Source organism: Streptomyces sp. NPDC001903 (genome assembly GCF_042891345.1).
In the GTDB taxonomy this organism is placed as follows: Bacteria; Actinomycetota; Actinomycetes; order Streptomycetales; family Streptomycetaceae; genus Streptomyces.
This window is the reverse complement of the sequence record NZ_JBIASZ010000001.1, coordinates 430,947-455,956: the sequence shown is the minus strand read 5'-3', so window position 1 is coordinate 455,956 and position 25,010 is coordinate 430,947. Positions and strand designations below refer to the sequence as shown.

Annotated in this window: 27 protein-coding genes; 20 read left to right on the top strand and 7 right to left on the bottom strand. The window is 73.4% G+C overall.

Annotated features, from left to right (window positions below):
• Nucleotides 1-114: 114 nt before the first annotated feature.
• On the top strand, nucleotides 115-924 hold the full coding sequence (locus ACFYZS_RS02125; RefSeq protein WP_389005837.1) for a BTAD domain-containing putative transcriptional regulator: 810 nt from the start codon (nucleotides 115-117) through the stop codon (nucleotides 922-924).
• 97 nt (nucleotides 925-1,021) lie between these two features.
• On the opposite strand, the gene ACFYZS_RS02120 is transcribed toward ACFYZS_RS02125, so the two are convergent.
• The 3 genes from ACFYZS_RS02120 to ACFYZS_RS02110 form a co-directional block, all read right to left on the bottom strand.
• Nucleotides 1,022-1,522, bottom strand: a complete 501-nt coding sequence (locus ACFYZS_RS02120) for a flavin reductase family protein (RefSeq protein ID WP_389005835.1) — start codon at nucleotides 1,520-1,522, stop codon at nucleotides 1,022-1,024.
• Nucleotides 1,523-1,690: 168 nt separating this feature from the next.
• Nucleotides 1,691-2,311 (bottom strand): NADH oxidase, encoded by a 621-nt coding sequence (locus ACFYZS_RS02115; RefSeq protein ID WP_389005833.1) that lies wholly within the window; start codon nucleotides 2,309-2,311, stop codon nucleotides 1,691-1,693.
• Nucleotides 2,312-2,466: 155 nt separating this feature from the next.
• Nucleotides 2,467-3,741: an MFS transporter gene (locus ACFYZS_RS02110; protein WP_389005831.1), complete on the bottom strand. Its 1,275-nt coding sequence runs from the start codon at nucleotides 3,739-3,741 to the stop codon at nucleotides 2,467-2,469.
• A gap of 239 nt (nucleotides 3,742-3,980) precedes the next feature.
• Here ACFYZS_RS02110 and ACFYZS_RS02105 point away from each other — a divergent pair, with 239 nt between their 5' ends.
• Nucleotides 3,981-5,186: an acyltransferase family protein gene (locus ACFYZS_RS02105; protein WP_389005829.1), complete on the top strand. Its 1,206-nt coding sequence runs from the start codon at nucleotides 3,981-3,983 to the stop codon at nucleotides 5,184-5,186.
• 88 nt (nucleotides 5,187-5,274) lie between these two features.
• Here ACFYZS_RS02105 and ACFYZS_RS02100 read toward each other — a convergent pair whose 3' ends face one another.
• The 4 genes from ACFYZS_RS02100 to ACFYZS_RS02085 form a co-directional block, all read right to left on the bottom strand.
• Nucleotides 5,275-5,901, bottom strand: a complete 627-nt coding sequence (locus tag ACFYZS_RS02100) for an NADPH-dependent F420 reductase (RefSeq protein ID WP_389005827.1) — start codon at nucleotides 5,899-5,901, stop codon at nucleotides 5,275-5,277.
• A gap of 87 nt (nucleotides 5,902-5,988) precedes the next feature.
• Nucleotides 5,989-7,050, bottom strand: a complete 1,062-nt coding sequence (locus ACFYZS_RS02095) for a beta-ketoacyl-ACP synthase III (RefSeq protein WP_389005825.1) — start codon at nucleotides 7,048-7,050, stop codon at nucleotides 5,989-5,991.
• Nucleotides 7,051-7,215: 165 nt separating this feature from the next.
• A complete protein-coding gene (locus ACFYZS_RS02090; RefSeq protein WP_389005823.1) occupies nucleotides 7,216-8,088 on the bottom strand; it encodes a helix-turn-helix transcriptional regulator in 873 nt (290 codons plus the stop codon).
• 56 nt (nucleotides 8,089-8,144) lie between these two features.
• Nucleotides 8,145-8,948: a thioesterase II family protein gene (locus ACFYZS_RS02085; protein ID WP_389005821.1), complete on the bottom strand. Its 804-nt coding sequence runs from the start codon at nucleotides 8,946-8,948 to the stop codon at nucleotides 8,145-8,147.
• A 150-nt stretch (nucleotides 8,949-9,098) separates the two neighbouring features.
• On the opposite strand from ACFYZS_RS02085, the gene ACFYZS_RS02080 reads away from it, so the two are divergent.
• From ACFYZS_RS02080 to ACFYZS_RS01995, 18 genes are all read left to right on the top strand, one after another.
• Nucleotides 9,099-9,959 carry a helix-turn-helix transcriptional regulator gene (locus tag ACFYZS_RS02080; RefSeq protein ID WP_389005819.1) on the top strand — a complete coding sequence of 287 codons (861 nt, stop codon included), beginning with the start codon at nucleotides 9,099-9,101 and terminating at the stop codon, nucleotides 9,957-9,959.
• Between the two features lie 171 nt (nucleotides 9,960-10,130).
• The gene (locus tag ACFYZS_RS02075; protein ID WP_389005817.1) at nucleotides 10,131-10,373 is read left to right on the top strand and encodes a phosphopantetheine-binding protein; all 243 of its coding nucleotides are present in this window, start codon (nucleotides 10,131-10,133) and stop codon (nucleotides 10,371-10,373) included.
• Between the two features lie 87 nt (nucleotides 10,374-10,460).
• Complete coding sequence (locus tag ACFYZS_RS02070) at nucleotides 10,461-11,081, top strand: hypothetical protein (RefSeq protein WP_389005815.1); 621 nt, start codon at nucleotides 10,461-10,463, stop codon at nucleotides 11,079-11,081.
• The gene (locus tag ACFYZS_RS02065) at nucleotides 11,074-11,982 is read left to right on the top strand and encodes a hypothetical protein (RefSeq protein WP_389005813.1); all 909 of its coding nucleotides are present in this window, start codon (nucleotides 11,074-11,076) and stop codon (nucleotides 11,980-11,982) included. The genes ACFYZS_RS02070 and ACFYZS_RS02065 overlap by 8 nt, the downstream gene beginning before the upstream one ends.
• A gap of 12 nt (nucleotides 11,983-11,994) precedes the next feature.
• Nucleotides 11,995-12,213: a tautomerase family protein gene (locus ACFYZS_RS02060; RefSeq protein ID WP_030857091.1), complete on the top strand. Its 219-nt coding sequence runs from the start codon at nucleotides 11,995-11,997 to the stop codon at nucleotides 12,211-12,213.
• Nucleotides 12,214-12,253: 40 nt separating this feature from the next.
• A complete protein-coding gene (locus ACFYZS_RS02055; protein WP_389005811.1) occupies nucleotides 12,254-13,144 on the top strand; it encodes an AfsA-related hotdog domain-containing protein in 891 nt (296 codons plus the stop codon).
• Complete coding sequence (locus ACFYZS_RS02050) at nucleotides 13,141-13,872, top strand: HAD family hydrolase (protein ID WP_389005809.1); 732 nt, start codon at nucleotides 13,141-13,143, stop codon at nucleotides 13,870-13,872. The genes ACFYZS_RS02055 and ACFYZS_RS02050 overlap by 4 nt, the downstream gene beginning before the upstream one ends.
• Nucleotides 13,869-14,498: a hypothetical protein gene (locus tag ACFYZS_RS02045; protein ID WP_389005807.1), complete on the top strand. Its 630-nt coding sequence runs from the start codon at nucleotides 13,869-13,871 to the stop codon at nucleotides 14,496-14,498. Before ACFYZS_RS02050 ends, ACFYZS_RS02045 begins: the two co-directional genes overlap by 4 nt.
• Entirely contained in the window at nucleotides 14,495-16,198 is a 1,704-nt protein-coding gene (locus tag ACFYZS_RS02040) for a GH3 auxin-responsive promoter family protein (protein WP_389005805.1), read from the top strand. The genes ACFYZS_RS02045 and ACFYZS_RS02040 overlap by 4 nt, the downstream gene beginning before the upstream one ends.
• A 65-nt stretch (nucleotides 16,199-16,263) precedes the next feature.
• A complete protein-coding gene (locus ACFYZS_RS02035; RefSeq protein ID WP_389005803.1) occupies nucleotides 16,264-17,118 on the top strand; it encodes a class I SAM-dependent methyltransferase in 855 nt (284 codons plus the stop codon).
• A gap of 2 nt (nucleotides 17,119-17,120) precedes the next feature.
• The gene (locus ACFYZS_RS02030) at nucleotides 17,121-18,602 is read left to right on the top strand and encodes an NAD(P)/FAD-dependent oxidoreductase (protein ID WP_389005801.1); all 1,482 of its coding nucleotides are present in this window, start codon (nucleotides 17,121-17,123) and stop codon (nucleotides 18,600-18,602) included.
• The gene (locus tag ACFYZS_RS02025) at nucleotides 18,599-19,741 is read left to right on the top strand and encodes a hypothetical protein (RefSeq protein ID WP_389005799.1); all 1,143 of its coding nucleotides are present in this window, start codon (nucleotides 18,599-18,601) and stop codon (nucleotides 19,739-19,741) included. The genes ACFYZS_RS02030 and ACFYZS_RS02025 overlap by 4 nt, the downstream gene beginning before the upstream one ends.
• Nucleotides 19,738-20,481 (top strand): DUF6182 family protein, encoded by a 744-nt coding sequence (locus ACFYZS_RS02020; protein ID WP_389005797.1) that lies wholly within the window; start codon nucleotides 19,738-19,740, stop codon nucleotides 20,479-20,481. The genes ACFYZS_RS02025 and ACFYZS_RS02020 overlap by 4 nt, the downstream gene beginning before the upstream one ends.
• A gap of 1 nt (nucleotide 20,482) precedes the next feature.
• On the top strand, nucleotides 20,483-21,133 hold the full coding sequence (locus ACFYZS_RS02015) for a LysR substrate-binding domain-containing protein (protein ID WP_389005795.1): 651 nt from the start codon (nucleotides 20,483-20,485) through the stop codon (nucleotides 21,131-21,133).
• Nucleotides 21,130-21,939, top strand: coding sequence for an alpha/beta fold hydrolase (locus ACFYZS_RS02010; RefSeq protein WP_389005793.1), 810 nt, complete (start codon nucleotides 21,130-21,132; stop codon nucleotides 21,937-21,939). Before ACFYZS_RS02015 ends, ACFYZS_RS02010 begins: the two co-directional genes overlap by 4 nt.
• A complete protein-coding gene (locus tag ACFYZS_RS02005) occupies nucleotides 21,933-22,805 on the top strand; it encodes a class I SAM-dependent methyltransferase (RefSeq protein WP_389005791.1) in 873 nt (290 codons plus the stop codon). The genes ACFYZS_RS02010 and ACFYZS_RS02005 overlap by 7 nt, the downstream gene beginning before the upstream one ends.
• Complete coding sequence (locus tag ACFYZS_RS02000) at nucleotides 22,802-23,713, top strand: carboxymuconolactone decarboxylase family protein (protein WP_389005789.1); 912 nt, start codon at nucleotides 22,802-22,804, stop codon at nucleotides 23,711-23,713. Before ACFYZS_RS02005 ends, ACFYZS_RS02000 begins: the two co-directional genes overlap by 4 nt.
• Before the next feature lie 49 nt (nucleotides 23,714-23,762).
• Nucleotides 23,763-24,971, top strand: coding sequence for a cytochrome P450 (locus tag ACFYZS_RS01995; protein WP_389006293.1), 1,209 nt, complete (start codon nucleotides 23,763-23,765; stop codon nucleotides 24,969-24,971).
• Nucleotides 24,972-25,010 lie beyond the last annotated feature (39 nt).

Sequence of the window (25,010 nt, the reverse complement as noted above, 5' to 3'; positions counted from 1 at the left end):
CCGTCCGCCCGCCCGCCCGCATCCGTGCAGGCGGGCGGACGCATATGAGAACTTCATGTCCGGCCGTGCAGCCGTCACTGGCCGCCCGCTCGAGGCGGCTGCGATGCTGAGTCCATGGAATTCGGAGTTCTCGGACCGCTCGAAGCCCGTATGCACGGCATGTCCATCGCACCGACCGCCGGAAAACCCCGCCAGATCCTGGCATTGCTCGCCATCCGCGCGGGACGCGTCGTACAAGTGGAAACGCTGATGGCCGAATTGTGGGGGAACGAAATTCCCCGCAGTGCCGCCACCACGCTCCAGACCTACATCCTCCAATTACGCCGGAAGCTCACGCAGGCCGGCGTGCAGCAGCAATCCGGCCGGAGCGCCAAGGACGTACTGGCGACCTGTTACGGGGGCTACCGGCTCGCTCCCGAGGAATTCTCCCTCGACCTGCTGACGTTCCAGCAGCTGGTGCGCGCCGGCGGCCGCACCATGGCCGAGAACGACCCGGGGGCGGCCTCCGAGCAGCTCGGCCGCGCCCTGGACCTGTGGCGCGGCCCGGCCCTCACCGACGTACCGGTCGGGGAGGTCCTCGCCACCGAGGTCATCGGGATGCAGGAGGAACGCGACTGGGCGCTGGAGATGCGCCTCGAAGCCGACCTCAGCCTCGGCCGGCACGCGGAGATCCTCGGCGAGCTGCGCATGCTCGTGAGCCGGCAGCCGCTGCACGAGACCCTGTCCGCCCAGCTGATGACGGCCCTGTACCGGGCCGGGCACCCCTGGCGTGCGCTCGACGCCTTCCAGTCGCTGCGCCACGCGCTCATCAGCGAGCTGGGGGTCGAACCGTCCCCGCGGCTCCAGCGGCTGCACCAGGCCATCCTGGCCAACGACACCGGCCTGCAGGCCCCTTCCTCCACCCTGCATGCACTCTCGGCCTAGCCTGCGCCGCCCCCCACGAGGCGATACGGCCGCGCCGTACGAACGACGAAGCTCCTGGCGGACACCGTGTCCGCCAGGAGCTTCGCCGTTGCCGCGGTCAGTGCTGCACGGCCAGTCGGCGGTCCGGCTCCCACGTGCCGAACGCGCCCTGCTGATACAGGGCGGCCGTGCCCGGGAAGGTCTCGCTCTCGTCGATCCGCCCGATGAGCAGCAGGTGGTCGCCCGCCTCCACCGTCTCCACGAGCGTGCAGCCGGCGTAGGCCACCGCGTCCTCGGTGAGTACGGGGACCCCCGCCATTCCGCGGCGCCACGTCACGGCGTCGAACTTGCGCTCCCCCTTCCCGGCGAAGGCCAGGGCCGTGTCCCGGCCGTGGTGGGCCACGAAGTTCATGGCGAACACCCCGGAGGCGAGGATCGCGGGGAGGGTCCTGGACCCCTTGCCCACGCACAGCAGGAGCAGGGGCGGCGCCGCGGACACGGCGGAGAACGCGTTGCAGGTGAAGCCGGCCGGTTCGCCGTCCACGCCGAGTGCGGTGACGATCGCGACAGGGGTCGGAAACGAACCGAAGACCTTGCGGAAGGTATCCGTGTCCAGCATGAGGGCCACTCCGTCGAGTCGGTTACGGGATTTTCCCGCTGCATGCGCCGCACTATCGGTCAAGTGGCTTGAAACCGTCTGGACGGGAACTCGGCCGGAACCCAAGCGTCCCTTGAGCCGTACAGCCGTACAGCCGCACAGCCGCACAGCCGCACAGCCGCAGAACCCCTACGCGGGCTCGTCCACGGAAGTGACCAGCCCGGCGGCCGCCAGGTAGCCGACGATGTCCTCGGTCACCTGCGGCGGCAGCGGCAGCGCCGCCGAGACCGCGGTGAGCGTGGTCGGCCACGCGAGCGTCATCGCCACCCACGCCGCCTCCTGCCGGTGCAGGACGACACGGTGCGGGGAGCGGTCGGACTCCAGGACGCATCCGGTGCCCGACTCCGGCACGGTGAACGCGACGTGCCGGGGCAGGCATACGCGGCGCTCACCGGCCGGCCTGATCAGGACGAACGAGGCCGCCGAGGAGAGCGGGACCACGGACAGCAGCGGCCCCTTCAGGTCGTCCACTCCGAGGGTGCGCACCACGAGGTGCGACAGCTTGCTGAGCGCCGGGAGCGTGAAGGGGCACTGCTCCTCGGGTTCGCTCAGGGCATTGGCCAGCAGCACCGGCCCGAGCTCCATCCGGCGCAGCACCTCGCGCACCGCCGGGCTGGGCCGGTCGAGCCGGTCCTGGCCCCAGCGGCTGGTGAGCAGGAGTACGTCGCCGCCGGCCCCCTGATCGACGATCACGTCCTCGGACAGCGACCAGAGATGGAAGGTCTGGACACCCCCGGTCGTATACCGCATGTTGCACCTCTCTAGCCGGGCGGAGGGTTTCACGAGTATGGCCGCGCGCCCGAGCCTCACGACAGGCCGTGTGCCATACGGCCACTGTGAATTCCTCACACCGTCCCCAAGGGCCCCTCACACGGGCCCGGTCGGAAGGGGCGGACGCGTCGTGGTCAGGAACGGGCGGACCGCGGGGCCCCTCCCCCGGTCCGGCCGAAAACGGCGGTCACCAGCATCGCGGCGAGTGCGAAGGCGCCGGCCACGGCCATCGCCAGGCGCGGGCCGTTGGAGTCGATGATCAGGCCGCCGATGAACGAGCCGACGCCGATGGCCCCGTTGAAGGCGGCGACGTACAGGGACGAGGCGGCTTCGCTCTCCTCGGGGACGAGCCGCATGACCCAGGTCTGCAGGGCGACGGGCAGCGCCGCGTAGAGCACGCCCCAGCACACCAGCATCGTGATGACGAGCGGGCCGCTCGCCCCGCCCGCGTACAGCACCGCCATGACCACGGCCAGGAGACCGGTGCAGCCGATGATGCTCGTCCGCAGGGCCCGGCCCACGACGGCGCCGGCCGCGAAGTTCCCCGCCAGTCCGGCCGCGCCGAAGACCAGGAGCAGCACGCCGATGAGGGAGGCCCGGACGCCGGTCACCTCCTGCAGGAAGGGGGCCACGTACGTGAAGGCGAGGAAGTGGCCGCTCATGATCAGCGCGGTGACGCCGACCGCGACGCGCAGGGCGCGGTGGCGCAGTACGTGCAGCAGCGCGGCGAGGCTGCCGCTGCCCTTCGCGGGCAGGGCGGGCATGAACAGCAGGCTCGCCGCGAGGACGAGGAAGCCGAGGAAGCCGGCGCACACGAAGGCCGCGTGCCAGCCAGCGGACTGGCCCACCGCGGTGCCCAGCGGGGTGCCGGCGACGGAGGCGAGGGAGATGCCGCCGAGGACCACCGAGGTCGCGCGGACGGCGTGCCGCTCGGGGACCAGCCGTACGGCGATCGACACGGCGATGGACCAGAACACCCCGTGCGCCAGGGCCACGATGAGGCGGGCGGTCAGGAGCAGCGCGTAGCCGGAGACGGCGGCGGCCATGAAGTTGCCGGCGACGTAGAGGACCATCAGGGCGACGAGCAGCCACTTGCGGTCCACGCGTCCGGTGAGCGCGGTCAGGGGTGCGGCGGTCACCGCGGCGAGCACCGCGAAGCCCGTGACGAGGAAGCCCGCCGAGCCGAGCGAGACCTTCGTGCCCTCGGCGATGGACGGCAGCAGGCCGATGGGCAGGGTCTCCGTGGTGACGAACGAGAAGACGCCGAGGGCCAGTCCGACCACGGCCAGCCAGGACCGCCAGGCCGAGCCCGGTGGGGCGGCGGCCGCGGGGCTCGGCGGCTGCGCCGCCGGGGGCGTCGTGCTGCTGCTGTTGGTCACACTGGTGCCGCTGGTCACGCTGGTGGACATGGTCGCTCCCGGGTCGAGGAATATGCGCGAAACGCGAAACGGCGCCATGCGATGACGCCCGTATTTCAAAAGCGGAGAGTTCCGTCGGTGGAATTCTTCCGCGCCCGCACCCGGGGATGAAGTGCCTGCAAGTGCTGGTGGTGGCACCAACTGGATAAGCACGCCCAGGCAATTGGGCCGCGGCTCGGGTAGCTTTCCTGGCGTCTTTCCCAGCATCCCTCTTCTGAAGGAGCAGCATCGTGTCGACGGACAGAATGCGTACCCGGGTGACCCGCCTCGACACGCTGACCGGGTTGCGCTTTCCCGCCGCCTTCGTGGTGTTCCTGTACCACGCGGCACTCCTGGCCTTCCTCGGCGTGCCCTGGCTGAGCAGCAGCTCGGCCGTCACCACGTACTACGACGCCGTGGCCCACGTCGGCGCCGTCGGCGTCACGTTCTTCTTCGTGCTGAGCGGCTTCGTACTGACCTGGTCGGCCCGGGACACCGATACCGCGCCGCGCTTCTGGCGCCGGCGCTTCCTCAAGATCGTCCCGAACTACGTGATCGCCTGGGCGCTGGCCATGCTGGTGTTCGCGGCGCCCATCACGGACATGACGATCGGCCTGCTCAACCTGTTCATGGTCCAGGTCTGGTACCCGGACTTCGCGATCAACTTCGGGGTGAACCCGGCCGGTTGGTCACTGGGCGTCGAGGCGGTCTTCTACCTCCTCTTCCCCGTCCTGCTCCACTGGATCAAGAAGATCCCGGCCCACCGGCTGAACTTCTGGGTCGTCGGCGCCGTCGCCGGCATCATCGCGACCCCGCTGCTGTCGACCCTGCTGGTGCCGGCCGGGGCGATGATGGCCACCGAGCCCGACACCTCGGTCAACCAGTACTTCTTCTCCTACATCCTGCCGCTGCCCCGGGTGCTGGACTTCGCCCTCGGCATCCTCGTGGCCCGTTCGGTGATGGCGGGCCGCTGGCGCAACATCGGCATGGTCTGGTCGGGCGTCCTGCTCGCCGCCGCCTTCGTCCTCGGCTACTTCACTCCGCCGATCTACTCGACGCGCGCGGTCTGCGTCATCCCCGCCGCCCTGCTCATCGCGGCCGGCGCCATCGCGGACGACGAGGGCCGGTTCACGCCCTTCCGCAACCGCGTGATGGTCTGGCTCGGCGACATCTCCTTCGCCTTCTACCTGGTGCACTACACGGTGATGGTCGCGGTGTGGAAGCTGCTCGGCAGCCACGCCTACTCGAACGCGGCGGCCGTCGGGCTGATGGCGCTGGCCATGGCCGTCGCGATCCTGGCCTCGTGGGCGCTGTTCACCCTGGTCGAGCGGCCGATCACCCGGCGCTGGTCGAACCCGAGGAAGAAGCTCGTGGCGGCCGCGCCCCCCGCCGCCGAGCCGCGGCCCCTGGCGGTCCGGGGCGCGGGCGAAAGGGTCGGCTCCGCCCCCACCGGGTGACCGTACGCGCACGAGGAACGGGACCGCCTGGTCCCCCCGGCCGCGGCCGGGGGGACCAGGCGGTCCCGGCGTGCGTGGGGTGCGCGGGTCAGAGGCCGGCCGCGGCGCGCAGGCCCGCGGCCGTGGACACGTGGCCGAAGAGCGCGCCGCCGGGATCCAGGGCGGCCGACTGCGCCAGCCCGCCGATGTGGACCGGTACGAAGCCGGCGTCGTGCACCAGGGTCTCGGTGAGCCGCCGGGCGCCGGGGTCGTCGGACGCGGTGCCCATGCCCCAGAAGTGCCGCTGCAGGGTGCCGCGCGACCACAGCAGCTCGTCCGGGAAGTGGCAGAACGCGCGGGCGAGCGGGCTGTCGGGCAGCAGCTCGGCGGTCCTGCTCCCCCGGGTGGTGCCCGGCCCGAGCACCGAGACGAACAGTCCGTCGTCCGAGACGCCGATCGGGCTGGTCGCGTCGATCACGGTCTTCCCGGCCAACGTGCCCGCCAGCTGCTCCAGCAGACCGTCGAGGGCCGGATGCGGGACGGACAGCAGGACGACGTCGCTCGCCCCGACCGCGTCGGCGTACGCCGCGGCGCGTGCCCGGCCGCCCAGCGGTTCGACGAAGGACGCCAGCCGGCCCGGGTCCCGGGAACCGAAGGTCACGCGGTGACCGGCGGCCACCCAGTGCCGGCCGAGCGGGCGCCCGATGTTGCCCGCGCCCAGGATGCCGATGTTCATGGGGATCTCCTCGCTCCGTGTTTTCCGTACGTACGGCGTCGGCCGCCGGTCACGGTGACCGGCGGCCGACTCTGGGGGTTGGTCGTTTCAGTACGCGGTGATCTCGGGCCAGACCAGGGCGGTCGAGCCCCAGGTCACGCCACCGCCGAAGGCGCTTATCAGCACCCGGTCGCCCGGAGTGACCTGGCCGGCGGCGACGGCGTCGGACAGGGCCAGCGGGATGGAGGCGGCCGAGGTGTTGCCGACGCGGTCGAGGTTGACGACCGTCCGTTCCCTCGCCATGCCGAGCTGGTCGGCCACGGCGTGCAGGATCCGTACGTTCGCCTGGTGGCCCACGAACCAGTCCACCGACTCCGCCGCCCATCCGGCGCGGTCGAGCATGGCCCGGGAGGAGGCCGCCATACGGGTCACGGCGTGCCGGAACACCGACTTGCCCTGCATGGCGAAGTACGCGTCGGCGGGGTCCGGTTCGGGCGCGCCGGGCGCGGCGGCGGCCGAGCGCTGCCGCGAGCCGCCGCCCGGGACGATGATCAGGTCCTTCAGCGAGCCGTCACTGCCCAGGTCGTACCCCAGCAGCGCACCGGGCTCGGTGGGGTCGCCGGCCCGGAGCACCACGGCTCCGGCGCCGTCGCCGAAGATGACCGACGTGGTGCGGTCCTGCGGGTTGAGGATCGTCGAGTAGGTCTCCGCCCCGATGACCAGGACGCGCTCCGCGATGCCGGCGGCGATGGCGCCCGCGGCGGAGGCGAGTCCGTAGACGAAGCCGCTGCACACCGCGGCCACGTCGTACGCGGGCACGCCCTCCAGGCCCAGCCGGGAGGCGACTTCGGGAGCCGTCGCCGGGCACGGGTGGTCCGGAGTGGTCGTGGCGAGCACCACCAGGTCGGCCTCCCCGGAGCCGGCCGACTTCAGCGCCCGCTCGCCCGCCGCCACGGCGAGGTCGCCGGTGGCGGTCCCCGGGTCGGCCCAGTGCCGCCGGGTGATGCCCGTGCGGGTGCGGATCCACTCGTCCGAGGTGTCCATGGTCCGGGACAGCTCCTCGTTGGTCACGACGCGGGGCGGGACGTACGTCCCGAGCCCGGCGAGGACCGCCGTCCGGCCGCGGCCCGACGCATCGGTGGCATCGGTCGCATCGGTCGCATGAGTCAAGGGAGGCCTCCATAGTCGCCGGTGCGGGACGCCGCTACCGGGCACGGTGGAACGGGCCGCTCTCCGCTCGGGGGCCGGCCACCCGACGAGTCTGCGGCGGCGGCCGGAACCCAGCCAGAGCGCGCCACCGGTGGTGGTGGGACCACCACCCTCCCCGCGGTCCCCCTACGACCAGGCCGACACGGGCCCGGCGGCGCCCGGCGGGAGGTACACCAGGAGGCGGGTGCGGGCGGCCTCGTCCAGGTCCATGGTGAAGAGCACGAAGGGGACCCGCCCCTCGCCGGGACGGTCCACCTCCACGGTCGTCGGCGCGAACTCCTCGACCTCGTGGCGCTCCCACAGCTCGGCGAACCGCGAGTCCCTCTCGGCCAGTTCGTCGGCGATCTCCTCGTACCGGGGATCGTCGGCACCGTAGGAGGACTGCAGGCGGAAACGGGCCGTCATCCGGCGGGCCAGCTGCGGCCGGTTCAGGTACCGCTCGCCGTGGGATCCGGTGAACAGGCTGGTCAGGAAGTTGTCGTTGCCGTCGCGGCCCAGGCGCAGCACCTCGGCGGCCGGTTCGTTGACCGCGAGCACCTCCCAGTACCGGTCGATGACGCACGCGGGCCCCGACAGCTGGGTGTCGACCAGCCGTTGGAAGAGGCCGGAATCCGGGAGGTCGGGAGCCGACAGCGGCAGCGGCGGGTTGGCGTCCGCGAGCCGGTACAGGTGCACCCGCTCGCTCTCGCTGAAGCGCAGGGCGCGGCTGATCGCGTCGAGTATCCCGTCCGAGACCTTGATGGGGCGGCCCTGTTCCAGCCAGGCGTACCACGACGCGCTCACCCCGGCCAGGACCGCGACCTCCTCGCGGCGGAGCCCGACCCGGGCGCGCCGGGCGGCCGTCGCCAGTCCGACGTCCCCGGGGGAGAGTGCCGCTCGGCGGCTCCGCAGGAAGTGCGCCAGCTCGGTGCGCTTCTTCTTCGTACGGTCGGCGCGGTCAGCGCGGTCGCCGCGGTCGTCGCGGTCGTGGTGGTCGGTCCGGTCGGTCCCTAACGGCATGGCGTCCATACCGCCCGAAGGTAGGTCACACCGCCACGCGGTGTCAGCGGCGGGAATCACACCGTGTGGTTTTCGGCCGTCCCGAGGATGCGCCCCAACTCGGCGAAGAACAGGTCCTTGTGCTCCCGGTTGAAGAAGTGGCCCCCCGGGAGGGTGCGGAAGGAGAAGGGTCCGCTCGTGTGCGCGCGCCACGCCTCGGCGTCCGCCGCGGGCACCAGCGGGTCGCTGCTGCCCAGCAGTACGTGGACGGGGCAGGGCAGCGGCCGGTGGCCGGCTTGCGGATGCCGGTAGGTACCGCATACCCGCAGGTCCTCGCGGAGCCGTTCCACCACGGTCTTCATCCGTACGGGGTTCTCCCGCAGCAGCCGTCCGGCTCCACCCAGACCCAACAGCAGCTCAAGGGAGGCTCGATCCGAGAGCCCTACGGTCAGGTCGGGCGCAGCCTGGACATGCGGCGCCCGGTGGGCCCCGGCCACGAAACAGGCGGGCGGGCGCCTTCCGGCGGCGATGTGCCGCTGTGCCACGCCGTAGGAGACCAGCGCTCCCATGCTGTGTCCGTAGAAGGCGTACGGCTCGTCGAGGAAGGGGGTCAGCTGACTTGTCACCTCGCGTACGAGGTCGTCCATCGTGCTGACGGCACCGGGGACGCCGGTCGCGGGCGCCGACCTGGGAGGCATGGACACCGGCACCACCTCCACGCCGCGGCCGAGCCACTGCCCCCAGCCCGAGAAGGACCAGGCGCTGCCGCCCGCGTGGTGGAAGCAGAACAGGCGCAGCCGGGCCGATTCGTTCTTCGCCGGGATGCTCTCCGCCGTACCCGCCGCCGTGGCAGCCGGGATGTTCGCCGCTGTGTGGAACATGCCGCCAGTGTGGCGGGCCGTTGCGGCGGGAGGGAGTGTCTGTCGAACGGGGTGGTGCCACCACCACCGGTGGGGCCTGCCGGCCGGGCGCGATCCACCGGGATTTCCTTCAGTCGGACAGAGAAATCGGACAGAGAAAGAGGTCGAGGAATGCAGAAGACTGCTTCCCCTCCGGTATCGGGACTTTTACGGCGGACGCGGCTGCGGCATTTCCTGCGGGCGCGCAGGGAGCAGATCACGCCGGAGGAAGTCGGCCTGGTGTACGTGGAGCGCAGACGTACGCCGGGGCTGCGGCGCGAGGAGGTCGCGGCTCTGGCCGGGGTCGGGGTGTCCTGGTACACCTGGCTCGAACAGGGGCGGGACATCAACGTCTCCGAGGGCATCGTGAACGCGGTCAGCAATGCGCTGCGGCTCGGGGACGCGGAGCGCACGTACTTCTACCGGCTGGCCGGCCACAATCCGCCGCAGCCGACGGCGGGCCGCCGGTGGGACAGCGAGTACGCGCGGATGAACGCGCTCGTCGAGGGGTGGTCGCGCAATCCGGCGTACATCACCGACCGGTACGGGCGCATCGAACTGGCCAGCCGTTCGGCCCGCTCGCTGTTCCGCATCGAGGCCCGCGGCGACAACTGCGTGCTGAAGTTCTTCACCGAGCCGTCGACGCGCGAGAAGTACCCGGAGGCGGACGAGGTGGGGCGGGGTCTGGTCGCCCAGTTCCGGGCGCAGTCGGCCCGCTTCCCGGAGGACCGGGAATTCGGCCGGATCGCCGAGCGGCTGAGCGAGCGCAGTCCGCGCTTCGCCACGCTGTGGGACTGTCACGAGGTGGTCGGCCCCAACCAGAGCCGGCGCAGGATCGCGATCCCGCAGGCCGGGGTGCGGGTCTTCGACCGCGTGGTGATGAGCGTGCCGGAGAGCCCCGAATCCCTGCTGACCCTGTATGTGGCCCGGCCCGGTGCGGAATCGGCCGTGCGGCCGCGCGAGTTGGCCGGCTGCCATGCCGAGGCCGCCTGATTCCCCTGCCGGTGGTGTTCGCACCACCATGATCAGGAGACACTTCCTCCACCCGTTCCCGGATCCCATGATGAATCCGTGGGACGCGGAGGAAATTCGATCCGCTGAATTCACCAGCTCCGATCCCGCAACGCGAAAGTCGGCGTTCCAAGTGATTCACGGAGGATTCTCATGGATGTTTCGATCGTCAGCCGGGTGATCACGGTCCTGGGCGAGCTGGACGTGCAGACGGCGGACGTCACGCCGGACACCACGTTCGAGGCGATGGAGATCGATTCCCTGCTGCTGGAAGAACTGGCACTGCGCTTGCAGAAGACATTCGGCGTCGAGATCGAGATGGGCGAACTCGTCCCGGAGCAGACCGTCGCCGAGGCGGCCGCCGTGATCGCGGCCAAGGGCGTCACCGTCTCCTGACGCGTTTCCCCTCTCCCCCGGCACCTCCCCCGGAATTCCCCCACACACACATTTCCCGCATTCACGTATTCATGAAAGGGCACACCCATGTCTTCCACCCTGCTCGTCCTCAATGAAGTCGCCGTGGCCCCCGGTCGGCTGGACCAGGTCCTCGCCGAGTGGAGCCGGCTGCACCGGAAGGAGCCGGTGGCCGGCCGCGCGCTGTACGTCAGCGCCGACGACGGCAACGTCCTGGAGATCACGCCGGTCAAGGAGCTCTCCGAGCTGGACGGCCTGAACGCGGGCTGGAAGCAGCTGTGGGAGGCCGTTTCGGATGACCTCGTCACGGACTTCCGGCGCCACCTCCTGGAGTTCGTCGAGGCCCCCAAGGACACCGCCGACCCGGTGCCGCAGACCCCGTACGTCCAGCTGCGCTACATCGAGGTGAAGCCCCGCGAGTACGCGGCGTACCGCGAGTGGCGCGAGAACACCATCTTCGACGTCGTCCGGCGCGCGGACGAGGTGAAGACGTTCCTCGCCTACCACTCGCTGATCAGCTCGCAGCCGGGCGTGATGTTCGTGTCCGGTTTCGAGGTCGAACCGGCCGACTACCAGGCCGTCTTCACCTCGCCGGAGTACCAGGAGATCGTCCGCCAGGCGGGCGACCGCTACATCGTGGGCGGCGAGAGCGGCCTGTACACCCGCGTCTACAAGCGCGCCGATGTCTGAGACCGGTACGGCGGCCCGCCCGGCGACCCGTACGGCGGCCCGCCCGGCCGCGACCCCGAACCGCCGGGAGTCGTACGAGCTCTCCGTCACGACCCAGGGTCCGCTGTACCCGCCGAGCGAGGTCATGGACGGCGCGGGCGACTTCGTGGTGGTGGGCGTGATCAACCGGCCCGCCGCCGACGGCGGGACCGCGCCCGAGTGGGGCGCGGCCGTGGTCTCACCCGCCAGTCCGGTTCCCGAGTTCGGCCGGCTCGCCCCGTACACGGTGGTGCGCGAGCTCGACACCGACCCGGGCGGGGCGGACCGGGACCTCGTGCTCCACACACTGCCGCTGCCGCTGCCCTGCAACAACTACCCCATGGTGTTCGCGCCGGAGCAACGGCCGGACGCCGACCGGGTCCGGCGGCCGAGCCACGCCTTCCACGAGGTGCCGATCCCGGACCTGCGTGCGCAGGACGGGCCCAAGGTCGTCGAGCCGGTGACCTTCGGCCGCTGGATGGAGGCGAGCGGGACCCTGGAGGTCGCGGTCACCCCGGACGGCCGGTCCGGGACCTTCGACTTCGACTTCTCCCGCCTCGTGCCGGACAGCGTCTACACCGTGATGTCGCTGCGCGCCCGCGACCTGGATCCGGCCGGCCCCACCCGGCCGGGCCCGCTCGGGGTGCCGAACGTCTTCGTCACCGACGCGGACGGCTCCGGCCGCTACCACGCCACGATGCCGGACCCCTTCCCGGACCCGGAGCTGCCGGGCGCCAACCGGATCATCAACGTCGTCGTGCTGTGGATGAGCTACCAGCGCAGCTACGGCGGCGCCATCGGGGAGTTCGGCCTCGGCGGGGACATCCACGCCCACCTCAAACTGCGCGGCCCGTCCTTCCAGGACCTGCGCACCACACCCTGAGAGGTCCCGCCCATGCCCATCATCTCCGTCACCACCTGGGACGGCCAGGACGACGCCCAGTGCCGGGAGCTCATGGAGGAGCTGACCCGGACCGTCAGGAAGGTCACCGGAGCACCCCTGGACAAGATCACGGTCTACGTCCAGGAGGTGCCGCGCAACCGCTGGACGGAGGGCGGCGCCCTGGGCAGCGACCCGGAGTTCCCGGTGCTGAGCCGGCGCCTGACCGAATGACGTGACCCCCTCCACCACCCGAACAGGAAAGGTCGAAGCCATGTCCGTGCCCCTGCCCCATGAGTCGTCCCAGGCCACCGATGCCAAGCCCGGCACGCTGTTCCTCGTGGGCGACGTGTTCGCCGAGTTCGCCCACCACGAAGGCGTGTTCACCGTCTCGCAGCTGGCCCGCCTGATCAGGAACGGGACGTTCCCCGAAGGCGCCGACCGCGCCGGCGGGGTCCGCGTGAGCGTGGGGCAGGGCGTCTCCCTGTTCGACGTCCAGTACGTACGCGACACCCTGGCCCGGCGCGGGCTGACGGAGCTGGTCGTCATCGACGACCAGGCCCTGCACACCCGCGCCGGCCGGGAGATCGCCCACAAGCACCGTCCCGAGAACGTGCTGATCTCCGCACCCCGTCCGGTCGGCGAGGACTGGTACGAGGCGGACCTGCTCGTCGACGGGGACAACGAGGTGATGTCCGACCACCTCACAGGACAGCACATGCAGGGGATGCTGGCCACCGAGGCAGGCCGGCAGATGTTCATAGCGGTGGCCGAGCAGTTCTACCTGCCGCCCGAGGCGGTCGGGAGCAGCTACTTCGTCATCGACTCCTTCGCGACCCGGTACCGCAACTTCCTCTTCCCGCTCCCCGCGGTGGTGCGCTGCCGCGTCCTCGCCCACCGCACCCCGCACCGCACCCGGATGACCTTCCACTGCGAACTCTCCGTGAGCCAGGGCGGGTCGGAGACCGCGGGCATGGAGGTCCGGTTCACCGCCTTCGACACCCAGGTCTCCCACGCCAAGGAGACGCGGGCCGCGCAGCGGTCCCTGCAGGACGGGGTGGCTCTGGCCACGGCGGCCGCCGCCGCCGAGGCCGCGGCTCCGGCGCGGGCGGGAGTCCGTGCGCAGGCCCGGGCCGAGGCCCGAGCGGAGGTGCCCGCGTCATGACGGACCACCTGCCCGGCTACATGGCCGAGTACGTCCGCGCGTCCCTGTCCGGGACGAACCGGCCCTACATCGTCTTCAGCGACGTCGACGAGACGCTGATCACCGTCAAGAGCATGTTCGACTTCCTCCACTACCAGCTGGTGCGCCGGCACGGCGCGGCCGGCGAGGAGGAGTACGAGCGGATCACGGCGGTGATCGGCCGGCGGGCCGCCGACGGCGCCCCCCGCTCCGAGATCAACCGCTTCTACTACAGCCACTACGCGGGCGAGTCCGTGGAGACGGTCGCACGGCTGGCGGACGACTGGTTCACCGAACGCACCGCCTCCACCCGCGGCTTCTACATCGACTCCACGCGCCGTGCCCTGCACGGGCACCGGGCCGCCGGCGCCCCCCTGGTCCTGGTCTCGGGCTCGTTCCCGCCCCTCCTGGAGCCGCTGGCGCGCGAGCTGGGTGCGGAAACGGTCCTGTGCACCCGCCCGCTGATCCGGGACGGCCTCTACACCGGCGAGGTCGCCACCCCGGTCATCGGCGAGGGCAAACGCGCCGCGGTGCTCGCGCACCTGGCGGAGCGGCCCTCCGTCGACCCGCGCGACTGCTTCGCGTACGGGGACCACGTCTCCGACCTGCCGATGCTCGAACTCGTGGGGCATCCGGTGGCCGTGGGCGAGGACCCCGAACTGCGGGCCCGCCTGGCGGCCCTGCGCCCCGCGACGATCGCCGCGCGATGAGCGGGCCCCGGTTCCACGTCCTGCTCGGCCCCGACGGGGCCGGCAAGTCCTCGGTCATGCGGCGTCTGGTGTCGATGCTGCCCGAGTGGCGGATGGTGTCGACGGACAGCGCGTTCGTCGCCCCCGAGCACGCCCTGATCCCCCGGCTGCGCCGGGACGTCCACGAGCACCTGCTGCCGGGTCTCGGCTCCGCCTACTCCGCGGACTTCATGGCCAGCGTGCTCCAGACGGCCGTGGTCCACCTCCGGGACCAGGTGCGGGACGCGGATCCCGGGGTGCCGGTGCTGGTGGACTCGTACTACTACAAGATCCTGGCGAAGTGCCGGATGGCCGGGGTGCAGGACCGCGCGATGTACACCTGGTGGCGCTCCTTCCCGCAGCCCTGCGGGGTGGTCTTCCTCGACGTCTCCCCCGAGTCCGCCTGGCGCCGCCGCGGGGACGGCGCGCGGCTCAACGCCCTGGAGTACGACGGGCAGGACGGCAGCTGGGCGGAGTTCGAGCGCTACCAGCGGAACCTGCGCAAGCTCCTGCTGGAGGAGGTGCGGGAGGTCCCGGTCACGATGCTGGCGCAGCAGCCCGACGCCGACCGGGCGGCCGAAGCCGTACGGGAGGTGCTGACCCCGTGAACGCCGATTCCGTCTGGCACGCCCCCGGCCATGCCGGCCGCTACCGCGAGCGCGTGTTCGCCGCGCGCGAGCGGCTGGCCGCCGACCACGCCGACCTGCGCGGCGCGCAGCAGCGCGCCCTCACCGATCTGGTGGGCTTCAACGCCTCCACCCGGTTCGGCAGGCGGCACGGCCTCGGCCGGGTCCTGACGGTGGACGACTTCCGCGAGGCCGTCCCCGTACGCGACTACGCCGACCACGCCGACCTCATCGAGCGGACGGCCGCCGGGGAGCGGAACCTGCTGTCGGCCGACGCGCCCGCCGTCTACTTCACCAGCAGCGGCAGCACCGGAGCCCACAAGAAGGTGCCGGTCACCCCGCGCTTCATGCGGACGACCTTCATGCCGTTCTACTTCGCCGCCTGGGCCCCGCTGATCGAGCACTTCCCCGACGTGCTGGAGCGGCCCGACGCCGTCCTCAACCTCAAGCACGACCCGCTGAGCGCCCCGCCCACCACGGGCGACGGCCGGCCCCATGTCGGCGCCAGCCAGGTGGACTTCGGCGCCCGCTTCGGCGAACCCCTCTCGGCCGAGCCCGGCACGGGCGCACCGTGGGCGAGGCTCCCGGCATCGACCGAGCCCGGCGACCACCTGGAGCGGGCGTACCTGCGGCTGCGGCTGGCGGTGCAGAGCGATCTGCGGGCGCTGATCGGCATCAACCCGGCGATGGTCGCCGCCGTGCCGTACCAGCTGAACCTGTGGTGGCCGCGGATCGTGAAGGAGGTCCGGGACGGCACCCTCGGCGGTCTGCCGCACCGGGCGCCGGACCCCGAGCGGGCCGCCGAGCTCGAACACCTCGCGGAGTACTTCGGCACCGTGCGGCCCGCGCAGGTGTGGCCCGGGCTGCGGGCGCTCTTCTGCTGGACGACCGGCGTGGCCTCGCTGTACCTGCCCGCCCTGCGGGAGGAGTTCGGTGCCGGCGTCACGGTGCTGCCGGCGCCGGTGGCCGCCTCGGAGGGCCCGGTCGGTGTGGCGCTGGACCGGCACCCGTCGGCCGGCAGCCTCGTCGCGTCGGCGTCGGTGTACGAGTTCGTGCCGGCCGAGCAGGACCTGGCCCCCGACTGCGCCACCCTGCTGCCGCACGAGCTCGAAGCCGGCCGGGACTACCACGTGATCTTCAGCCACGTCGGCGGGCTGTACCGGTACGCCGTCGGCGACGTGGTCCGGGTGGTGGACCTGCCCGGCGGGGTCCCGCGGCTGGAGTACGCCGGCCGGGGCGGCCGGTCCGACGCGGCCGGCGAGCGGCTGCGGGACGCGGAGGTGGTCCGGGCCCTGCACGCGGCCCTGGGCTCCGGCGGGCTCGCGCTGCGCAACGTGGCGTGCCGGGTGGAGCCGGCGGCCGGCCCCACCGGGCCCGGCGCCCCCCGCTACGTCTTCGCCGTCGCCCCGCGCAGCCCCTGGCAGGCGGCCGAGACCGTACGTTTCACCGCCGCCCTGGACCGCTCCCTCGCGGCGCAGTCCGCCGGGTACGGGCGGGCCCGGGCGGCCGGGCGGCTGGCCGCCCCGGCCGTGCGCCTGCTGGACGCCGAGGCCTTCGACCGCGACTGGCACGAGGCGGTCGGCACGGGCATCCGCCCGACCCAGGTCAAGGACCGGCTCTTCCGCCAGGACGACGCCCTCTGGGAGCGCCTGACCCGCGACCCCCGCGCCCCGCTCGCCTGACCCCGCTCCCCCGCCCCTCCCCACGTCGGCCGTCCGGCACCCGCACCCCCGTACAAGGAGCCACCATGCCCGTGCTCAACCCCGTCGAACGGACCGCCCTGCTCACCGCCGCCCTGCGGGCCGCCGAGACCCGCCGCGAGGACCGGCTGTACGAGGACCCGTACGCCGCCGGGCTGGTCGGCGAGGCGGGCCCGGAACTGCTCGCCGAGATCCGGGCGGCGACGTTCCCGCCCGACCGGCCGCGCACCCTGCCCAGCACCCCGGACTACAACGCCATCCGCACCCGGTTCTTCGACGACCTGCTCCAGGAGGCGGCCCAGGACCCGGGGACGACCCAGCTCGTGCTGGCCCCGGCCGGCATGGACTCGCGCGCCTACCGGCTCCCGTGGCCCGGGCACATCCGCTACTTCGAGGTCGACCGCCCGGCGGTGCTCGACTTCAAGGCCGAGCGGCTGCGGGGAGCGCAGCCCCGGGTCGACCACCGTACGGTCGCCGTCGACCTCACCGCCGACGACTGGGAGGAGCGCCTCGTCGCCTCCGGCTACGACCCCGCCGTCCCCTCGGCGTGGCTGCTGGAGGGACTGCTCTACTACATCCCCGAGGCCGACGCGCGCCGCATGCTGGAGCGGGTCGCCGCGATCTCCGCGCCCGGCAGCCGGATCGCCGCCGACATCGTCAACCGGGCCGCCCTGACCCTCCCCCACATGCGCGGCCTGCTGGACGTGTTCGCGGGCTGGGGGTGCCCGTGGGTGTTCGGCACCGACGAGCCGGAGGCCTTGTTCGAGCGGTACGGGTTCGAGGTGCGCGCCGTCCAGCCGGGCGAGCCGGGGGCCGACTTCGGGAGGTGGCCGGACCAGGTGCCGCCGCGCGGGGTGAAGGACGTGCGGCGGGTGTACTTCGTGCACGGCAGGCGTCGCTGACCATGACGAGCACCGTGATCGCGGGTGGCGGCACCGCCGGCCTCGCCCTGGCCCTGGCACTCGGCGGGCGCGGCCACCGGGTGCGGGTCCTGGAGCGGAGCGAACCGCCGCCGGACGGGCCGCTCGTCAAGAGCGCCGAGCTGTGGGAGCGGCCCTCGGTGCCCCAGGCCGGCCACGACCACATCCTGAACGCGCTGGGCGTGCGCGTGCTGCGCTCCCACGCTCCGGCCGTGCTCGACGCGGCGCTGGCGCAGGGGGCCCGGCTCGCCGACCTCACCGTCGCGGCGCCGCCGGGTCCCGCGGAGCCGGGGGACGAGGAGCTCGTCACGCTGCTCGTCCGCCGGTGCGTCCTGGACCTCGTCCTGCACCGGGCGGCCCTGGCCCTGCCCTCCGTGACCGTCAGCCACCGCACCGCGGTCGCGGGGGTGCTGACCGCCCCGTCCGGGCCGACGGCGCGGCGCGTGACCGGCGTCGTCACGGACGGGGGCGAGCGGATCCCCGCCGACCTGGTGGTGGACGCGTCCGGCCGCCGGTCTGCGTCCCGGTCCTGGCTGGCCGCGGCGGGCTTTCCGGCGGCGGGCGATCTGACCGGCCCCAGCCGGCTGCACGCCTTCGGCCGCTTCCACCGGCTGCGCGACCCCGGCGGCCCGCCGCCCGGCCCGCTGAACCGGGGCAACGCGGCCGGCGGCATCTGGGACCACTACTCCGCCGTCCTGCACCCGGCGGACAACGGGGTCTTCGCCATCACCTTCGGCGCCCTGCCCGGCGACCGGGCGATGGCGGCCCTGCGCACGCCCGCCGCCTTCACCGCCGCCTGCCGCCTCTCGCCGTACCTGGCCCCCTGGGTCGACGAGGGCGCGGCGCTGCCGCTCGGCCCGGTCCGGGCCATCGCCATGCCGCCGAACGTCCTGCGCGGTGCCGGACCCGGCCGGCAGCGTCCGGTGGCCGGGCTGCTGCGGGTCGGGGACGCCGCCTGCGTCACCGACCCGATGTTCGGCCGCGGCCTGTCGCTCGCCCTCGCGCACGCCTTCCGGCTCGCGGACCTGATCGGGGAACGCCCGCTGGCGGACGAGTGGCTGGGCCTGGCCGCGGCGGACCTCACCGACCGCGTCCTGCGGCCCTGGTACGAGCTGGGGGTGTACGACTCCTGGTCACGTGCGCAGAAGTGGGGCGCCGCCGCCGGGGCACCGCCGCTCCACGGACCCGACCGGCCCGGCCCGCCCAAGCCCGTCCCGCCCGTACCCGAGCCGCTGCGGGCGGCCGCGTCCGCCGCGGCCGCCACCGACCGCACCGCATGGCGGGGGGTCACCCGGATCGGGACGGGCCTGGCCACCCCCGCCGAGGTCTTCGCCGACCCGGAGTTCCTGGCCCGCGTACGGGCGGCGGCGCCGGGCGCCCCGGCGCCCGCCGGACCCCGCCCGCCCGCGTACGCCGAACTCCGGCGGACCGTCTGCGCCCACGCCTCGGACCGGGAGGAACGATGAACGTGCCGCCCCGCAAGAACGTCCTGCTGGCCCCGGTGACGGTCACCCCCACCAAACCGCTGACCCCCAGCCACCTCAAGGGCCTGCTGTGGACGGACGTGATGTTCCGGGCCACCGCCCCCGTCGCCGCGGTGACCTACCGCTACAGCCACACCACCTACCACGTGACCGAACAGACCGTCGGCTTCTGGGAGTACCTCGACCGGACCCGCGGCGAGACCGACTACGCGCAGCTCTCCGAGGAGGAGATCGGGGACCTGTACGTCCGCTACCGCTCCGAGGAGCGGTCCCAGAGCGCCGAGGCCCTGCGCCCCTACCGGGACGCCGTCGAGCACGGCGGCTGGGTGCACCCCGCGAGCGAGCGGATGCTGCGGCTGTGGGCCGGGCACTACGAGCGGCTGGGGATGCACGACCCTGGCCTGCGCGAGCACCAGCCGCCCGGCCTCGGGCTGGAGGAGATGGTCCAGCGGCTCGGCGCCGTGGGCCTGGTCCTCGACCAGCGGCACTGCGGGGGCCCCGTCTACCTGGACCTCACCCGGTACGGGATGCCGCTGCGCCGGATCGTCACCGCGGACGGCCGCCCCAACTACCTCGCCTGCGCCCTGCGCGAGCTGCTGCCGCTGGTGCCCTGGTACGACGAGGTGGTCCTGCTGTACGACCGCGAACTCGACGCCGACTACCGGCTGCTGCACCGCGTGCTGACCAGCCTGGGGCCGCCGGTGCGCCGGGTCCCCATCGGCCGGGTGCCCATCGAGGGCAGGATCACCTCGGCCCGGCACGGCGGCTGGCGCGACCACACGGCGGGCGCGCTGCTGCGGGCCGCGACGGGGGACGGCGCCGGTGGCGAAGGCGCCGGCGACGACGCGCTCCGGCTCGGCATGCGCCTGTACTTCATCGCGACCCTCGGCCCCGGGCAGCAGCAGTCCTTCCGCCACGACCTGCTGCGCCACTGCCTGGCCGTGGCGGCCCGGCTCCTGAGGCGCTCGGGGTCCGCAACCGGTGCGGGCGACCTGGCCGAGGTGCTGGAGCCGCACCGGCGGGGCCACGCGTACGTCGACCCCTACCGGCTGGCCTGCTCGCTCCTCGGCAAGGGCCGCCCGGCCCCCGATCCCTCACTGCTGTCGGCGGTGTTCCTGTGACCCCCTTCCCCCTGTCCTCCGCGGCGCTGCTGAAGTCGGCCGCGGACCGCGTCCGGTCCGCCCGGCCCGAACTGGCGCAAGGGCTCGACCTGTCCAGCGCGCAGGCCTTGAACGCCTTACGGGCCGGGCTCCACGGCTCCCGGACCGCCGCGGGCGAGGAGGTGTCGGCGGTGGTCGTCATCGGCCGGCTCGACCTGCCCCGGTGGGTGCGCGAGACCTGCGCCTTCGCCCTCGCGCTGGCCCCCGGGGAACGGGAGGCGTGGCGGCGCTCGTTCACCCGTACCGTCCATCTGGCCGGCAGCCCGGCCAACCTCCGCGAGCGGTTCGCCTTCACCCACGTCGCCGGGGACGACTCGGTGGCCTGGGCCGGGCCCGCGCCCGGCGCCGAGACGGCCACGCTGCGCCGGCTGCTCAAGACCTTCGAGGCCGCGCACGAGCTGACCGCTCAGCGCTCGGCCACCGTGACCGTGCCCGGCCGCCCGGGGGACCGTCCCCCGGCCCACCGCGAGCTGTTCATCGCCACCGCGAGGGTGTCGGTCACCGAGGCGCTCGTGCACGTCAACCACCTGCTCGCCGAGGCCGTCCTGGACGGGCTGATCGGTCCCGGGGACCGCTTGACCCTGCGGTTCGTACCGCGCCTGAGCGGCCTGGGCGCACAGCTCGCCATGTTGCGCGTCGACACCGATGTCCACCGCCCGGACGAACTCCAGGCCTATGCCGGACTGACCACGGAGGTCTGAAATGCCCACCCCCGCCCCAACCCCCGCCGCCACCCGCACCGCGCCGCGCACCGTCCGCATGGGCGTCCACGGCTCGACGCACCTGGCCTCCCGCCTGGTCGCGGCCGCCGGCCATGCGCCGGAGTCGGTCGAGTACGTCCCGTACGAGGTCACCGAGCCGTTCGGGCCGCTGCGGGCCGGTGACGCGGACATCATGATCGTCAAGTACGACCCGCTGGAGCCGGACCTCGCCGTGAGCGGGCCGGTCGGCTTCGACGGGCGGGCCGTCCTCGTCGGAGCCCACCATCCGCTGGCCGGGCGGGCCTCGGTGTCGGTCGAGGAGGTCGCCGAGTACGGGGGCTTCCGGTGCCCCGGGGAGTTCCCCCCTCACGTCTGGGACCTGGTGGTGCCGCCGCGGACCCCGCTGGGCCGGCCGATCCGCCGGATCCACGCCATGACCACGCTCACCGCGATGACGGAGCTGCTCAGGAGCACGTACGCGGTCCACCTCTCGTTCCGGTCCCTGGAGGCCGTGGTCGCGCCGGACGTGAAGGTGGTGCCGGTGCACGATCTGCCGCCCTCCCCGGTGGCCTTCGCCTGGCTGCGGGACACCGGGCCGGCCGAGCACGTACGGCGGTTCGTCGCCGACGCGCAGCGGGCGGCGCTGCGATGAGCCTCCCCCTGCCCCTCCCCCTCCCCCTGCCCCTCCCCCTCGTCCTGCTCCACGCCCTGCCCCTCGACTCCTCCCTGTGGGACGGGACGGCCCGGGTCCTGCGCGCGGCGGGCCACCAGGTCCTCACCCCCGACCAGTGCGGCTTCGGCGCCGCACCGCCGCCGGACGGGCCGCCCTCGCTCGATCGCGTGGCCGACGGCCTGGCCCGGGAGCTGGACCGGCAGGGCATCGGCGAAGTCGCCCTGGCCGGCTGCTCCATGGGCGGCTACGTGGCGATGGCCTTCCTGCGCCGCCATCCGGACCGGGTCCGCGCGCTGGGCCTGCTCGCGGCCAGGGGTACGGCCGACTCCGCGGAGGCGGCCGGCCGGCGCCTGCGCTTCGCCGACGCGGTCCTCGACGAGCCGGCGCGGGCCGGGCTCGTCGCGGCGACCACGCCCTCCCTGCTGGGCGCCACCACGCGGGCCCGGCGGCCGCGGCTGACGGCCCGGGTGGGCGACCTGGCGCTGGCGGCCCCTGCGCGCTCCGTCGCCTGGGCGCAGCGCGCCATCGCGGCCCGTACGGACTCCACCGCCACCCTGCGGGCGGCGGACCTCCCCGCGGTGGTCGTGATCGGCGCCGAGGACGAGCTCGTCTCCCTGGACGAGGCCTGCCGGACGGCCGAGGCGCTGCCGCGCGGCCGGCTCGTCGTCCTCCCCGGGGTCGGCCACCTCGCGCCCCTGGAGGCGCCGGAGGCGACGGCGGAGATCCTCGCGGGCCTGCTCGCGCAGGCGCGCGTACGGGCGGAAGCGGAGGCGGCGGCATGCTGACGGCCGACCAGGCGGGGTGGGGGTACGCGACGTCCACCGGGCTTCCGTTCACCCACGAGGAGATCGTGGACCCGCACTTCGAGGCCTGCGCCGCCCACTACCTGGACGCCCTGGACGGGGTCGGCATCCGGCCCGGGTGGCACGTCCTGGACGCGGGCTGCGGCAGCGGCGCGTTCCTGCCCCGGATCTGCGAACTCGTCGGCCCGGCGGGCCGGATCTCGGCCGTCGACCTGGCCGCGGAGAACGTGCGGCGCGCCGCCGGGCGGCTGCGGGACCACCCCACCGCCGCACCGCTGGTGGTACGGCAGGGCAGCGTCCTGGACCTGCCGTACGCGGACGGCATGTTCGACGCCGTCTGGTGCTCGAACACGACGCAGTACCTGGACGACGCGGAGCTGGCGCGTGCGCTGGCGGAGCTGCGCCGGGTCACCAGGCCCGGCGGGCTCGTCGCGGTCAAGGACGTGGACGGCTCGCTGAGCACGGTCCGCCCGGCGGACCCGTTCCTGATCACCGATTTCCTCCGGGCGTCCGCCGCCTCCCCCGGTTACGCCCGCCAGCTGCTGCGCGGCCGCGACCTGTACCGCCGGCTGCGGGCGGCCGGCCTGACGGACGTGACGCAGCGCACGGTCCTCATGGAGCACCACGCTCCGCTGGCCCCGGCCGCCCTCCGGTTCTACGCGAACGCCTGCGCGCGCTTCGCCCGGCAGGCGGCGGACGAGGGCATCCCGGGGGACTGGGCCCCCTTCCTCGACCCCGAGGACCCGGCGGGCCCGCTGCGCGACCCGGACGGATACGTCAGCGAGGGAAACGTCATCGCGATCGGCAGGGTGCCGCTCGCATCGATGGATGGAGACGACACACCATGAACGACGTACGGAGCACCGCCGAGATGACCCGGCGCGCCACCCTCACCGGGGGCGCCCTCGTCGGCATCGGCCTCGCCGAGGGCCTGCTGAACCCGGCGTCGGCCGCGGCCGCGGCCACCTCCGGGGACGACTCCCGCTACCGGCGGGGGCTGGCCGTCCTGCACGAGACCTCGGGCGAGCGCGGGGCGGGCGTGATCGAGTCGCTGCGGGACATCGCCCCGGACCTCGGGCGCTACGTCGTCGAGTTCGCGTACGGCGACGTCTACGCCCGGCCGGGACTCGATCTGCGCGAGCGGGAGCTGTCGACGGTCGCGGCGCTGGCCGCCCAGGGGGACACCGCCCCGCAGCTGGACTTCCACATCGACGCGGCACTGCACGTCGGGGTGGAGCCGGAGGAGGTCGTCGAGGCCCTGATCCACATCGTCCCCTTCACGGGGTTCCCGCGGGCGCTCAACGCGGTCGGCGTCGCCCGGAAGGTCTTCGCCGACCGGGGCGTCGCCTTCGAGCCGCCGGTCATGGACGACGCGCGCGACCGCTACGTGCGCGGGACCGAGAAGCTGGTGGAGATCGACGGGCACCACGGCCTGGAGGTCATCGAGTCGCTCAAGGACATCGCGCCGGACCTCGGCCGGTTCATCGTCGAATTCACCTTCGGGGACGTCTACCACCGCCCGTGGCTCACGCCGCGGCGGCGCCAGCTCGTCACCGTCGCGGCCCTGACGGCCTTCGGCGACACCGCGCCGCAGCTGCGGGTGCACATCGGCGCGGCCCTGAACGTCGGGCTGACTCCGGCGCAGGTCGTGGAGGCGCTGATCCACGTGGTGCCGTACGCCGGATTCCCGCGGGTGCTGAACGCGATCGGCGTGGCCAGGGAGGTGTTCGAGAAGCGCAACACCCCGGTGCGGTAGGGCGGCGGGGCGGAACGGGGGCAGGACGATAGGAGGTTGATCCGTGGAAATGGACAGCACGGCGGAGATCGCGGCCGACTTCGGGGCGCTCGGTGAGGAGTTCACCAGGAATCCCCATCCGGTGTACGCGGCGCTCCGCGCCCGGGGCCCGGTGCACCGGGTCCGCGTGCCGGAGGGCGCGGAGGCCTGGCTCGTGGTCGGCCACGAGGCCTGCCGCGCCGCGCTCGCCGAGCCCTCCCTGTCCAAGTCCTGGCGGGACGCCTCGCCCTCGCTGCCGCTGGCCCGGCTCTCCGCGGGCGAGAACCTGCTGAGCTCGAACCCGCCCGACCACACCCGGCTGCGCAGGCTGGTGGCCAAGGAGTTCACCCCGCGCCGCGTCGAGGCGCTCGCCCCGAGGGTACGGGCCCTCACGGGCGAGCTCCTCGACGCGATGCTGGCCCGGCCGGCCGGCGCGGCCGACCTCGTCGAGGCCCTCGCGTTCCCGCTGGCCATGGGGATCATCTGCGAACTCCTCGGCGTGCCCTCCCTCGACCGCGCCGCCTTCCGCGACTGGGCCGAACAGGCACTGAGCAGCCCGGATCAGGCCACCCGGACCGCCGCCACGGCCGCGATGACCCGCTACCTCGTCGGCATGGCGGACGCGATGCGCGAGCGGCCCCGAGGCGACCTGATGAGCGCCCTGATCCGCGCCACCGACGAGGACGGCGGCCGGCTCTCCCCCGACGAACTCATCGGCATGGCCTGGCTGCTGCTCGTCACCGGCTTCGAGACCACCGTCCAGCTGATCTCCGGCGGTGTCCTCGCGCTGCTGCGCCACCCCGACCAGCTCGCCGCGCTGCGCGCCGACCCCTCGCTCGTCGACAACGCCGTCGAGGAGGTGCTGCGGTACGAGGGGCCGGTCGAGACCACCACGTACCGGTTCACCACCGGGCCCGTGGAGATCGCGGGGACCCCGGTCCCCGGCGGCGGCGAACTGGTGCTGGTCGCGCTCGCCGACGCCGGCAGGGATCCCGCGCGCTTCCCCGACCCGGACCGCTTCGACATCCGCCGCCCGGCGGGCGGGCACATCGCCTTCGGCCACGGCATCCACTACTGCCTGGGAGCCCCGCTGGCCCGCCTGCAGGCCCGTACGGCCGTCACCGCGCTCCTGGCGCGCTGTCCGGCCCTGTCACTGGACGCCGACCCCTCTGACCTCGCCTGGCGCACAGGCCTGCTCATCCGCGGCCCCCGGAGGCTCCCCGTCCGCTGGCGGAGCTGACCGTTCAGGTCCGCCGGCGGCGGCGCACCATGTGAAAAC

Coding starts and splice junctions, on each gene's coding strand:
- ACFYZS_RS02090 (WP_389005823.1), bottom strand. CDS start 8,088: ATGCCGTTAGGGACCGACCGGACCGACCACCACGACCGCGACGACCGC.
- ACFYZS_RS02065 (WP_389005813.1), top strand. CDS start 11,074: ATGTCTGAGACCGGTACGGCGGCCCGCCCGGCGACCCGTACGGCGGCC.
- ACFYZS_RS02110 (WP_389005831.1), bottom strand. CDS start 3,741: ATGTCCACCAGCGTGACCAGCGGCACCAGTGTGACCAACAGCAGCAGC.
- ACFYZS_RS02015 (WP_389005795.1), top strand. CDS start 20,483: ATGCCCACCCCCGCCCCAACCCCCGCCGCCACCCGCACCGCGCCGCGC.
- ACFYZS_RS02010 (WP_389005793.1), top strand. CDS start 21,130: ATGAGCCTCCCCCTGCCCCTCCCCCTCCCCCTGCCCCTCCCCCTCGTC.
- ACFYZS_RS02060 (WP_030857091.1), top strand. CDS start 11,995: ATGCCCATCATCTCCGTCACCACCTGGGACGGCCAGGACGACGCCCAG.
- ACFYZS_RS02050 (WP_389005809.1), top strand. CDS start 13,141: ATGACGGACCACCTGCCCGGCTACATGGCCGAGTACGTCCGCGCGTCC.
- ACFYZS_RS02045 (WP_389005807.1), top strand. CDS start 13,869: ATGAGCGGGCCCCGGTTCCACGTCCTGCTCGGCCCCGACGGGGCCGGC.
- ACFYZS_RS02025 (WP_389005799.1), top strand. CDS start 18,599: ATGAACGTGCCGCCCCGCAAGAACGTCCTGCTGGCCCCGGTGACGGTC.
- ACFYZS_RS02030 (WP_389005801.1), top strand. CDS start 17,121: ATGACGAGCACCGTGATCGCGGGTGGCGGCACCGCCGGCCTCGCCCTG.
- ACFYZS_RS02000 (WP_389005789.1), top strand. CDS start 22,802: ATGAACGACGTACGGAGCACCGCCGAGATGACCCGGCGCGCCACCCTC.
- ACFYZS_RS02075 (WP_389005817.1), top strand. CDS start 10,131: ATGGATGTTTCGATCGTCAGCCGGGTGATCACGGTCCTGGGCGAGCTG.
- ACFYZS_RS02080 (WP_389005819.1), top strand. CDS start 9,099: ATGCAGAAGACTGCTTCCCCTCCGGTATCGGGACTTTTACGGCGGACG.
- ACFYZS_RS02055 (WP_389005811.1), top strand. CDS start 12,254: ATGTCCGTGCCCCTGCCCCATGAGTCGTCCCAGGCCACCGATGCCAAG.
- ACFYZS_RS01995 (WP_389006293.1), top strand. CDS start 23,763: ATGGACAGCACGGCGGAGATCGCGGCCGACTTCGGGGCGCTCGGTGAG.
- ACFYZS_RS02005 (WP_389005791.1), top strand. CDS start 21,933: ATGCTGACGGCCGACCAGGCGGGGTGGGGGTACGCGACGTCCACCGGG.
- ACFYZS_RS02115 (WP_389005833.1), bottom strand. CDS start 2,311: ATGCGGTATACGACCGGGGGTGTCCAGACCTTCCATCTCTGGTCGCTG.
- ACFYZS_RS02125 (WP_389005837.1), top strand. CDS start 115: ATGGAATTCGGAGTTCTCGGACCGCTCGAAGCCCGTATGCACGGCATG.
- ACFYZS_RS02085 (WP_389005821.1), bottom strand. CDS start 8,948: ATGTTCCACACAGCGGCGAACATCCCGGCTGCCACGGCGGCGGGTACG.
- ACFYZS_RS02070 (WP_389005815.1), top strand. CDS start 10,461: ATGTCTTCCACCCTGCTCGTCCTCAATGAAGTCGCCGTGGCCCCCGGT.
- ACFYZS_RS02100 (WP_389005827.1), bottom strand. CDS start 5,901: ATGAACATCGGCATCCTGGGCGCGGGCAACATCGGGCGCCCGCTCGGC.
- ACFYZS_RS02120 (WP_389005835.1), bottom strand. CDS start 1,522: ATGCTGGACACGGATACCTTCCGCAAGGTCTTCGGTTCGTTTCCGACC.
- ACFYZS_RS02035 (WP_389005803.1), top strand. CDS start 16,264: ATGCCCGTGCTCAACCCCGTCGAACGGACCGCCCTGCTCACCGCCGCC.